At 48.3% G+C, this 12,162-nt stretch carries 8 protein-coding genes; 6 read left to right on the top strand and 2 right to left on the bottom strand.

Annotation, left to right across the window (positions count from 1 at the left end):
- Positions 1-170 precede the first annotated feature (170 nt).
- Both istA and istB read left to right on the top strand, forming a co-directional pair.
- A complete protein-coding gene (istA, locus tag CIG75_RS12665; protein WP_094236992.1) occupies positions 171-1,415 on the top strand; it encodes an IS21 family transposase in 1,245 nt (414 codons plus the stop codon).
- Positions 1,412-2,191 carry an IS21-like element helper ATPase IstB gene (gene istB / locus CIG75_RS12660; protein WP_094236991.1) on the top strand — a complete coding sequence of 260 codons (780 nt, stop codon included), beginning with the start codon at positions 1,412-1,414 and terminating at the stop codon, positions 2,189-2,191. Before istA ends, istB begins: the two co-directional genes overlap by 4 nt.
- A gap of 273 nt (positions 2,192-2,464) precedes the next feature.
- On the opposite strand, the gene CIG75_RS12655 is transcribed toward istB, so the two are convergent.
- Positions 2,465-3,316 carry a hypothetical protein gene (locus CIG75_RS12655; protein ID WP_094236990.1) on the bottom strand — a complete coding sequence of 284 codons (852 nt, stop codon included), beginning with the start codon at positions 3,314-3,316 and terminating at the stop codon, positions 2,465-2,467.
- A 337-nt stretch (positions 3,317-3,653) separates the two neighbouring features.
- A complete protein-coding gene (locus CIG75_RS12650) occupies positions 3,654-6,008 on the bottom strand; it encodes an SIR2 family protein (protein WP_094236989.1) in 2,355 nt (784 codons plus the stop codon).
- Between the two features lie 730 nt (positions 6,009-6,738).
- Between CIG75_RS12650 and CIG75_RS12640 the strand changes: the two genes are divergently transcribed.
- From CIG75_RS12640 to CIG75_RS12620, 4 genes are all read left to right on the top strand, one after another.
- Positions 6,739-7,422: a Crp/Fnr family transcriptional regulator gene (locus CIG75_RS12640; protein ID WP_094236987.1), complete on the top strand. Its 684-nt coding sequence runs from the start codon at positions 6,739-6,741 to the stop codon at positions 7,420-7,422.
- A gap of 506 nt (positions 7,423-7,928) precedes the next feature.
- Positions 7,929-8,738 carry an alpha/beta hydrolase gene (locus tag CIG75_RS12630; protein WP_094236985.1) on the top strand — a complete coding sequence of 270 codons (810 nt, stop codon included), beginning with the start codon at positions 7,929-7,931 and terminating at the stop codon, positions 8,736-8,738.
- Between the two features lie 684 nt (positions 8,739-9,422).
- On the top strand, positions 9,423-10,856 hold the full coding sequence (locus CIG75_RS12625; RefSeq protein WP_094236984.1) for an FAD-binding oxidoreductase: 1,434 nt from the start codon (positions 9,423-9,425) through the stop codon (positions 10,854-10,856).
- Positions 10,831-12,147 (top strand): (Fe-S)-binding protein, encoded by a 1,317-nt coding sequence (locus CIG75_RS12620; protein ID WP_227874219.1) that lies wholly within the window; start codon positions 10,831-10,833, stop codon positions 12,145-12,147. Before CIG75_RS12625 ends, CIG75_RS12620 begins: the two co-directional genes overlap by 26 nt.
- Positions 12,148-12,162 lie beyond the last annotated feature (15 nt).

Here is a 12,162-nt window from a genome sequence, read left to right as displayed (position 1 = left end):
TTTTGGTATAGCGCTCTTCTTGCGCACGTAGAATGGGGGCGGGAGGCGATTATTATGTCTAACTGGATTGATCTCAAAGAGGAGTGTGAACAACGGTTGTAAAATACTCAATATAAACGGTTGAAAATTCCCCACTTCCAACGGACAATCTCTCTGAGAGGAGAGAAATTATGGTCAAGAACGGGGAATTTTTTGTGCTTAAAGAGATGAAACAACGAGGAATGAGCATCACGGCCATTGCGAAAGAGCTTGGCCGTGATCGTAAGACGATTCGTAGGTGGTTACGCGAGGAGTACCTAGAAACTTACCAGCGGACAACAGTAAAGCCTGAGAAGTTAGCACCTTTCAAAGCTTATGTTCGAAAGAGGATGGAAGAAGGGTGTTTGAATGCGATTGTTATTCTGGACGAGATTCGTTCCGCAGGCTATACCGGTGGCATTACCATTCTTCGAGATTTTATGCGACCACTCCGACCTCAAGTTGCTTCAAAGGCCACGGTTCGATTTGAAACCCCGCCTGGAAGACAAGCACAAGTGGACTGGGGCGAGTTTCGTGTAGATTGGCACGGTAAGAAGAAACGTCTTTATGCGTTTGTAATGGTGTTGGGTTACTCTCGAATGATGTACGTGGAGTTTACGGAGGATCAGCGTCTTGAGACTCTAATCGGTTGCCATGAAAGGGCGATGAGATACTTTGGCGGCATTACTGAAACGTGCCTCTACGACAACATGAAAACGGTCGTTTCGGGGACTGACGATCAAGGGGAAGTTGTCTGGAATGACCGTTTCGCTCGGTTCGCTTCCCATCATGGTTTCTTGCTGCGCCGCTGTCGCCCCTATCGGGCTAGAACGAAGGGAAAGGTAGAGAACGGAGTAGGCTATGTACGAAAAAACTTCTGGCAGAGGGTTCAGACATTCACGGATCTCCAGAACCTTAATGAACAAGCGCTCCAGTGGCTGAATACAGTTTCCAATGTGCGCCTGCACGGCACCACGCAAGAACGACCTGTTGACCGTCTCATCCGTGAGCATTTGAAATCGCCCTCAGTTGAACCTTTTGACTACGTGGATTATCAGGTTCGTAAAGTGTCGTCAGACACGCTCATTTCCTACGAAGGAAACCGCTACTCGGTTCCAATTCGCTTTGTAGGTCATCTTGTACGTATCAAGGATGATCGTCGCGGCGGCATACGTATCTATCACGAAGGTAAAGTCATCGCTGAGCACAGAAAGGCTACAGGACACCGAGAAGTTGTACAAAATAAAAACCACTTCGATGGAATTCGAAAAGACAGCGTCGAGAAACCGGTCGGCCAACCATCACCTCGACTTATGTCCAATCCAATACCTGAAGTGGCTGTGCGCCCTCTCGCCGTCTATGATCAGCTTATGGACGAGGGGGTGATGCGCTCATGATCATACAAGAGCGCCTGCAGGCTGCTTTTCAACAGTTTGGATGGGTACGGATTCCCGATACCATCCATGCCCATGCGGAAGAAGCAGCTAAACACAATCTAACGTATTTAGAGTTTCTAGACAAGCTTCTACAAGAGGAGTTAGCGGCGAAACACGAGCGATATCTTAAGACTAGGACACGCTTAGCGAAACTGCCTTACCATAAGACATTGGATCAGTTTGATTTCGAATTTCAACCATCCATTGATGAACGGCGGATTCGGGATCTGGCTACCTTACGGTTTGTGGAGCATCGGGAGAATGTCATACTTCTTGGTCCACCCGGTGTAGGGAAGACTCACCTAGCGGTAGCTTTGGCTATGGAAGCGATCAGCCGACGTAAGACGGTCTACTTCACGTCAGCCCATGACCTTGTTCAGACACTCCAAGACGCACATCGCAGTGGTTCAATTCAGCAGAAGATGCGAGCCTACACCAAGCCTGATATGCTCTTGATTGATGAAATTGGGTATCGAAAAATGGATGAAACAGCTGCCCACTTCTTCTTTCAAATCGTCTCGGAGAGGTATGAAAAAGGATCCATCGTGCTCACTTCCAACAAGTCCTTCGGAATGTGGGGAGATATCTTTGGTGATACCGTCTTGGCGACAGCCATTCTAGACCGCCTCCTCCACCATTCCAGTACCATCAACATTAAGGGGGAGAGTTATCGAGTGAAGGAAAAGAAAAAAGCGGGGTTCTTTAGGTCAGAGAATCAAGCGGATCAGAATGAGTAATCGTTTGCGCTAGATCGGCGAAACTGGGGAATTTCAAACGGTGTTTTTGAGGAATTTTCAGCTGATGTTGACAGGAGCAAAACAAATGTTGTTGCTGTGGTATCGAACGATGAAAGACGACGGTTACTTTGACCACGACGGGGAGGAGCACCAACTGGCTAAGTATCTTGAAACAGGCGTATATCCGTGAGAGAATGGTGTAGACGCTTACCTATGCTGAGCATCATTCAAAATAAAACCCACCCAATTGGGCAGGTTTTATTTTTTTCCGGTTCACTTATCAGATGCATCTATAATGTGAATGAGCCCATCGTAAGGGGGATGTATACGTCTTGTTTCACCATTTTCTAATCGCACAATTGCAACATCGTCCCCGTCAAGACCAATAATTCTCCCAAAACCAAAATGCGGGTGTATTACATTCGATCCAACACTATTTTTAATTTGCATTATTTTGTTTTTAGTAAACGAATCATCGAGATTCTCCAGCACAGTTCTTGATGCGTTCATTCTGGTAGCTCCAATTGGCTTACTGCTATTATTTATCGTTGAACGTAATGCTGATAATTCCTCGAGTATTAATCTTGTATCTGCGCCGATCTGTGTTTTTTCGGGAAGTGTGGCTGCATCTATACCTAAAAGTCTAATAAGAGAGTGTGTATCGGTATCGCGATTTACCCAAGTTTCCCGTATAGATTCAGAAAGTGCGACTACCGCAGCTTGTACTGTGTCAATTCGGAGGCTTTCATCATAACCAACATCTCGTAAAGAGGAGATGTCGAAAATTCTGTCAGTGGAGGTATCTTTCAAAAGCACTACTGGCAGATTAAAGGCCTGTCTAATCCCTAACTCGTACATTACGTTCGGATTCTTAGAGCTCAAGTCACAGACTACCAGATCCGCCGCTACAATCCGCTGCAAAATATCCAAGATGATCATGTTTGTCTGTTTTACATCATCGGCCCGGAAAGCTTCGAAACCAGCTTCTTTACAGGCCGGCTTAATAATGTGGTTGTATACGCGCGTGAAGTGGCCGGGCAGGTAGCCATCCGCATCCGAGATCGGCATTACTACAAAGCAAGTTTTTAATTGGCCGGTTTCCTGTTGCTGCTCTTGATCGGACATATCTCTTCCTCCACTCGACTGTAGATATAGTCTCAATTATACAAAATCTGCTTTCAGATGGAAACCTAGCTTTGACGCTTACCTATGGTGTGCGTCTTGTTTAAAATAAAATAACCCCTCTAAACAATGTCAGAGAGGGGTTATTTTAAAAGGCTAAATTATCTGATTTTTTTCCCAGAATAGGTCACCACTTTTGATGTTTTGTTTTCGTTCATATTGAACACCTCCTACATATAGGTTTGGTGTGCTCTCAATTGCATGTGTCGATAAAGTCAATGACACATGCAATTGAGTATATGATATATAATCTTTATCATTTTGACAAGCACACAAGTACTTATTTTTCTTTAACTTCTAGTTCTGGATGGAGCGATGGCGGAGTAGTAGCAGCGGCAGTTTCCTTTAAAGTATCTTCCTCTAGTTCTTGATTTAACTCCGTCATCATTACCTGAACTTCAACGAACAAACTCGGATAGTCTTCCAATACCCCCATTTCAAAAGCCTTCAAAAGTGACTCCAAAGCATCCTTCTTATTTAGCTCTCGTCGAAGCAGGAATTTCGCAGATTCAACATATAGTTTCTGCTGGATGGCATCTGTGTGCGGATGCTCTTGCTCTTTGGCAGCTTCTATGGCTTTTGAATAATTGTGAACACCTTGTTTCAAAGCGATGGCATTATCAATGTTGGTGTTCTTAAAGAACCATAGGCCAAGGGTTGCGATCGGAAAAGGGTCGGACGGTCTTGCATCGAGGTACATTTCGAGCAACTCTTTTGAATGAACAAAGTTCAATTTATTGATAAGTACATAAGCAAGACTGTTTATGGACTGAATGCCAGGCTTAACATCTTGGTATGCAAGGGAATCCTCTTCAAACTCAGATATTTCATCCATTTCCTTCAATAATGCATCACGCATGATACGATAATTACGGTCAAAAGAATCGGATTGGAACCCATCAGGTAAAATTTCGACTAAGTGCTGAAGACACTCGGACATCATTTGGAGGTCATGAGGGATTGGGAGAATTTCACGTGCCTGGATTAGAGTTGCAAATGACCTCTCCAAGAATTCTTCTGCTTCTTCTGGAGTCTCATCTCCAATTTCATTTGCCCTATTCATGTAGGATATTGCCAATATCCTCATAATTTCGGAATCCTTTGTGAAGTGTTCGAGGTTATCTTCGATGTTTCTAATGATGTAATCATTAAGATCTGCATCGAAAACACCCTCATCAGCTTTCAGAGAAAAGAGTTGAGCCTTTATTTGAATTATTTCTCTGGTAACACCGACATCATGCTCGTCAATTAGTTCTAGAGCCTTTTCGAATTTGTCGATTGCATCTATGAGGTATTCATTTGCTTTTTCAACCTCTACACCCATACGAGAAAAAGTGATTAACGTAGAGCCCCACTCAGTAAACAAGTACGAGTTTTCTGCATCGATACTAGTAGCCTTCTCGTAATATTTACATGCTCTTTCAAGATGCTCAAATGAAAAACCCAGCATGCCAATTCTTCTTAAATCCAATGCAATATCGGTAAGAAGTTGCACATTGTTCTCATCACGTTCTAGTTCGGATTCCATTTTTTCTACGTTTTGGCTATGAACAGCGATCGTTCCTTTTATCGTTTTATCAAATTTCTCAAGAATCTTTTTCCGTTCATCTTCCCCGCACTTATGCAACAACTTGAAAAATTCAGCATGAAGACCAGCGTTTAACAAGTGAGTGGCCATAATTGTACTATCGTTTTCGATGCGTTGAACTGCCTCTTTCACGATGTTTGTGGTTGAAGCATTTAAAGCATCGAGTTTAAACATTGTTTCTTCGAGTGGTAGTGTGTAATACTGCACATTCTCCAAAAGCTTACTCAGGTGAGAGAATGGGCGAACAATAAATTCAGGAGGGAATTTTTCCAATTGTCTTGCAAGAGAAACGAAGAATGAATCAGAATCGTAACCTTTCACGTAAAATGCATAATTTTTCTCTTGAATCAGGTTCTTCGTAAGGTGGGGAGCTGGCTCGGAGTCTTTATATCCGACCCAGAAGAGTCGGTGTTCAAAAGAATTTTCAGTCTCCAATAGTTGAAAAACCGAGTCATTTAAACCACTATAGCCAACGATAATCCACATACTGTTTTGTTTGAGGTGGTCATAGATCGGTTTAAGATTATCGAATTGTTCTTGAACCTCATCTTCAGTGTTACACAAGATAAACCCTGTATGTTGACCGTGTAGGTGAAATACTGATTTATCTTCAAGAAGCAAATCAGATCTGAAGTCCTTCGAAGTGGCTAAGTCATATATTGCAGGGTAAACATCTAGGAGAGCACAAGCGCGCAATATCAAGTTGTCAAAGTTTGTTGTAAGCACTCGGTTAATAAATCCTGATTTCATTAGGTGGGCAATTGTTATATGTGTCCAATTGAGGCTTGCATTATTGACAAAATCACTTATCAGACTTTTACGCTCGCGAGTTGTGAGCTTTGACATACAAGTTGCATAGTCTTTTTGTTCTACTCTTTTATACTCTCGCGGGAAAGCTTCTTCAATCGCATCAAGGATGCCTGCTGCAGCTGGAATTCCAGCAGTGACTGAACACCCTGCACCAATCAGAAGATTAACATAAGTTCCTTCTCTTTTAGCTTTTTTCAAGGCAACGACAACATCTTCCAAATCGCGAGTATAAGGCACGTTAGACGCAGCTCCTCATTTATTATTTTATCTAGTAATCATTTTATCACAATTGAGGCGATTTCGAACAAAGATAAAAACTGCCGCACAGATCATGCCCCATGAGCTGGTCGCCACATACCCACTTCGGCACCACCGCCACCTCGACGATCCGCCCGCCCTTCCACTTGTAGCGTAACCAGTGTGCTAATTTATCTAAACTCCAAGTTCGTACCTACTCACACCTTAAAAAAGCGCGAAGACCCTGTAGGTCACGCACTCTCTCGGCTGATAACGTGGCCATTTTTGCAGAACGCGAAGAAGGTCACATTTTCCTAGGACTGGCAAGGGCGGCAGTAATACTGAATGTAGAGGCCAAGTCGTGATCGTGGCAGACCTGGTGTTTTGTAATGATGACAGATCTGCTAAATAAGGTACTTATAGGAAGAGTAAAGGAAAACGGCCGCAACTCCGAAAAGAGTAGCGGCCGTTTGGGGTACACATTTTTACTTCAACCAATCATGCATTTTGCAGTCGCTGTCATCGCTAACAGTTTTGCTAACAAAACCGCTAACATAATGTGCATCACGGGGCGCTTTTGAAAGTAAAGTGACTCTATTCCGTACACCTTGAGAGCAAACAGGGCAATAATGACCAATACGATGTTTGAGCGTATGTCACGCCTGTGGTACTCTATAAAGGGAAGTATTGCGATACGAAATCACTTTTTGAGTATGGGGAGGGCAGTTCAATGAACGAATGTGCAATCTGCTACCTCGGACAATATGAGTTGTTCAAAGATTTGACCGAAGATGAACTCGACATGCTTGGGCGCGGCAGCCAGCCGACTGTGATTCCAAAGCGGGAGTATATCTTCACGCCGGATGATCCGGGCAATCAGGTATATATGCTGAAATCCGGACGCGTGCGCATCTCACGCCTTTCGGAGACAGGCAAGCATTTCACTTTGGTGATCTTAGAGCCAGGCGATGTGTTTGGCGAGAATGCGCTGTTCGCCGATGAGCCGCGCCGCAATTTTGCAGAGGTTTTGGACGAAGCACAAATCTGTGCGATCGATAAAAAGGAATTCGAAAAAATTGCGATGCGCAATCCGAGCGTGTCGCTGAAATTGGCACAAATTGTCGAGCATCGCTTGAGCGAAGCGCAGGAACAAATTGAACATCTCGTGTTCTACGATGTACAGACTCGTCTTTCCCGCCTGCTCCTTAAGTTGGCCGATATTCACGGCGAGCGCGTGGACGGCGGCGTGCAGATCGGGATCAAACTGACGCATGAAGACATTGCTTCTTTGATCGGATCTACACGGGAGACAACGAGCAAGATTCTAAATGAGTTCAAAGCAAATAGCTGGATTGATGTGAAAAAACGGCATATCATTTTGCTCGACCAGAAAGTGTTGGCTGAGATGAAATAAGTAAGGGCGCTGCGGAGCGCTCTTTTTTTGTCAAAAGTTTTTTGGGGACGCTGGCCTGATCATTAGTAAACCGCTTTGCGTGAGAATCGTGGAGCTTTTTCAAAAGTGCTCGGAGGAAAGTTGTGCAGCGGGACGAAATAAGCTGTAGGATCAGCATGAGCGCAGGCCAAAAAACCGCCTGAACAAGCGTCGGGCGGTTGGCTGGACTATTGGGCGTCATAAGAGCGGACATCGTACGTGCGGGGAGCAGACGGGCGAACGGACCGGGGTTTGACGGGGACTTTTGTTTTGGATTGCGGCGCGGAAGGGCGTCGGAACTGAGTGAACAGAAAGAGGATGCCGATTATCTCAGCCAGATTTCCTGCGATCCCTACCGTATCACGGATGAGGTAAAACATTCGATCTTCCACAGATTACCCCCTTTCCGACCGTTTTAGTGCGAGTATATGGAAGTTGGACATCAAGCAGAACAAACCTGATCAAAATTGGGGATAGGAGAAGAGAGTATGCAGGACATTCACACAAAAACTTTTCCGGCCGACCGCTCTGGCGGCTTGGCTGCCGTCCTGATTCATGGCGCGTCTGACCACAGCGCCCGCTATGCGCATGTGATACAAGAACTGAATGAACATGGAATCGCGGTCGTCACCGGTGATTTGCCCGGCTTTGGTCATTCGCCGGGACTGCACGGGCACATTGATCACTTCGATCAATACCTGGATGCGGTTGAAGGTTGGGTGCGCCAAGCGAAACAACTGGTAGGGGCGGCGGGAAGCGTCGCGATCATCGGGCACAGCATGGGTGGTTTGGTAGCGGTGCGCTTTTTACAGGAGCGTGGGGCGATGCATGAGCAGATCGTCGGTGCGGTCTTAACTTCACCGCTCCTGCGAGTCGCAGTGGAAATCCCGGCGTGGAAGCGTTCGATCGCCAAAGTACTCGACCGTGTTCTTCCCAAACTGCGCTTGCCAAGCAATATCAGCACAGCCTTTTTAACTCGCACACCAGAGATTGTCGCCGCTTACGAACAAGATCCGTTGTGCGGCGGTGTAGTCAGTGCTCGCTGGTTTTACGAAATTCAGCGCGCCACGGCGCTGGCAAAACGTGAAGCCGACAAGATTGGCGTTCCGATCTTGCTGATGCAGGCTGGTTCGGATAAAATCGTCGCACCAGAAGAAGCAGAACCATTTTTCCGCAGTCTGTCGATGCGGGAGAACAACAAGTTTATCTTGTATCCACAGTGCTACCATGAGCTGTTCAACGAACCGGAGCAAGCGGAAATCATGCGCGAATTGTTGAAATGGCTAAAGAATGCCTAGCCGTCCATCCTATTCGATGGCAGCAAGGTAGAACTGGGTCCACGTCACATGCAGGTTGGCGATCATGGGATGCTAAGGTGCACACGTATTCAAATGGTGTGCTGATAAGGTGAGTGATACAGGAGCCTTTCTTTGGCAGATACTCGGAGCACGGCGGTAACAAATGAAAGATGTAATATGCTGTGCGAGGAGACCCGTTTGCCGAAAGCGGGAGTATCTTATCGGTGGATTGGTGTATGTTAGGTTTGAAGATGAACATTTGATCGAAGCTGTGGTCTACGTGGACTGCGGCTTTTTTTGTTTGGATAGCTTCCTGAATGGGGCATGACCGGAGCGACTGGCAATGGGGCGATCAGTACCCAAGATGTACGGGCGTGTGTCGAATAATATTTCTCGGGAAATGATTGCTGAGGAAGTGGCAAACCGCTGCGGGCCATTGCGGAAATGCTCAGTTACTAGGACTCCTGCTGTGGTTCATTTAGAGGGCCAACTTGGGGCGCTTGCGAATATCCAACGAGTCCCTGTGCTTTTTTTGAAAGGCGATTTGATCGCATGCACCGCGTTTTTCTAAACGTGGGTCGGCGTTTCGCCATGACCCGTAGACCACTGAGGGCAGTGGTCTATCTTTTTTCTTCTGCCCTGATGTGATACGGTTGAAGAATCAGACGAGGGAGAGGAAATGGCATGAACAACGAGATCAAACGCGAACTATCTGCCATCGTCGGCGAGCGATGGATGCTGGATACACCGAATGAATTGCACGTATATTCGTACGATGCGACCCCACTCTATCAAGCGATGCCCGATGCGGTGGTGATGCCGGCCTCGGTGGAAGAGACGGCCGCAATCTTAAAAGTGGCCAATCGGCACCGCATCCCGATCGTCTCTCGCGGATCGGGAACCAATCTCTGCGGTGGTACGGTACCGACCGAAGGAGGGATCGTGCTGGTTACCAACCGCTTGAACGAACTGTATGAAATCGATCAGGACAATTTGACCGCGACGTTTGGCCCTGGGCTGATCACCGCCGAACTGCATACGGCGGTAGAAGCGCTCGGGCTATTCTATCCGCCCGACCCGGGCTCGATGCGCATCTCGACGATGGGCGGCAATGTGGCCGAGTGTGCAGGCGGGATGCGCGGTTTGAAATACGGGGTGACCAAAGATTACATCATGGGTCTGCAGGCGGTGTTGCCAAGCGGTGAAGTGTTGCGTTTTGGCGGCAAAAATGCGAAAGACGTAGCAGGATATGATATCACTAAGCTGCTCGTCGGCTCAGAAGGTACGCTGGCTGTGGTGACGGAGATCACAGCCAAGCTATTGCCACTGCCTAAGGCTAAACAGACATTGGTGGCGTACTACAACGATCTGACCGACGCGGCGCGTTCGGTACAGCGGGTAATCGCCGAAAAAATCATCCCGGCGACGATGGAATTTCTTGATGCGGAGACGATGCGCGTGGTCGAAGCGTACGCTGGGATCGGTTTGCCGCTCGATATGAAAGCGATGCTGTTGATCGAACAGGATGGGACCGAAATGCAGGTCGAACAGGACATCTTGCGCATCGCCGAAATCTGCCGCCGCGAAGGGGCAACGGAGGTGCGAACGGCCGAAACGCCCGAAGAAGGGGCGAAGCTGATGGCAGCTCGGCGTGCCGCGTTGTCGGCACTGGCTCGCGTGAAACCGACGACGATCCTAGAAGATGCGACGGTACCGCGGGCCCGACTGGCCGAGATGGTGGAACAGGTCGGCGTGATCGCAAACAAGTATGATGTACAAATCTGCACGTTTGGGCACGCGGGAGACGGCAACCTGCATCCGACCTGCATGACGGACGAGCGGGACAAAGAAGAGATTCATCGCGTTGAGCAAGCGTTTCAGGAGATCTTCCATGCGGCGATCAAATTGGGTGGCACGATCACCGGGGAGCATGGGGTCGGCATTGCCAAAGCGGGCTATCTCGATCTGAAAGTTGGGACGGGAGGCATTGAATTGATGAAGCGGATCAAAGACGCTTTCGACCCGCACGGCATCATGAATCCTGGCAAGATGTTTGCCAAAGACACACGGCGCAGAGTGGTGGTGAACACGCATGAGTGCGGACACAAACATGGCTAACGGCGGTGGGTCGAACCTCATCCAGTTGCTCGATAAATTTGACACCGAGGAAATCCTCAACTGCATGCAATGTGGCTTCTGTTTGCCCTCCTGTCCGACCTATCGTCAGACCGGGAAGGAATCGGCCTCCCCGCGCGGGCGGATCGCGCTGATGAAAGGCGTGGCAGAAGGCAGTCTGTTGGCCGATGCAGAGTTTGAAGCCAACATGTATCTCTGTTTGGGATGCCGGGCTTGTGAAACCGCTTGTCCGGCCGGGGTGCCGTATGGGAGTCTGATCGAAACGGCGCGGGAAGTGGCAGAGCAGGCCAAGCAAGAGGACTCTCCGCTGCGCGATTTTCTGTTTCATGAGGTGTTCCCACATCCTAACCGTTTAGAATTGCTCGGGGCCGGATTGTGGGCGGCACAGGTGAGCGGACTGCAAACGCTGGCCGACAAAACAGGGCTGATGCGCATCCTGCCTCGCCCGATGCGTGAGATGCAATCGGCGGTCGATACGGTCGCCTCTCCGTGGGCGCGGATGCAGCGCGAGTCGGTGATGGAGGCAGTAGGCGAACAGACTGGGCCGACCGTGGGCCTGTTCACCGGATGCATCATGGATGTGATGTTTTTTGAAACGAACCAAGCGACCGCACGCGTGCTGACCAAAGCGGGGTGTGAAGTGGTTTTTGTTTCCGGACAGTCTTGCTGCGGTGCGCTCCACGCCCATGCGGGTGAAAAGACTGGAGCGGTGGAGCTGGCGAAGCGCAATATCGAAGCGTTCGAACAGGCGGGAGTTGACCTGATCGTCAACAATGCGGGCGGCTGTGGAGCAGCCTTGAAAGAATACCACCATTGGTTCCACGACGACCCGGCGTGGCAGGAGCGGGCGCAGCAGTTTGTGGCCAAAGTGCGCGACATCAGCGAATTGTTGGCCGAACTGCCACCGCTTGTGTTTGCCAAAGAATTACATGCCAAAGTGACCTATCAGGACTCCTGCCATCTGGCACATGGACAAGGTGTTCGCTCGCAGCCGCGGCAGTTATTAAAAAGTATTCCGGGCGCAGAGTATGTGGAGATGCGAGGGGCCGATCAGTGTTGTGGATCGGCGGGGATCTATAACATCACCAACCTCGACATGTCGATGGAGATCCTTGACGATAAAATGAAAAATGTGGGACGGACGGAAGCCCATTATGTTGTCACGTCCAATCCAGGGTGTCTATTGCAGATGAAAAAAGGCATCGAGCGCGCTGGACAGCAAGGGCAGATGAAAGCGGTCCACATCATGGACTTGCTGGCAGATTTAGTGTGAGAATGCGAATGACGG

It is taken from the genome of Tumebacillus algifaecis (assembly GCF_002243515.1).
GTDB classification, from domain to species: Bacteria; Bacillota; Bacilli; order Tumebacillales; family Tumebacillaceae; genus Tumebacillus_A; species Tumebacillus_A algifaecis.
This window is presented reverse-complemented; position numbering and strand designations above follow the sequence as displayed.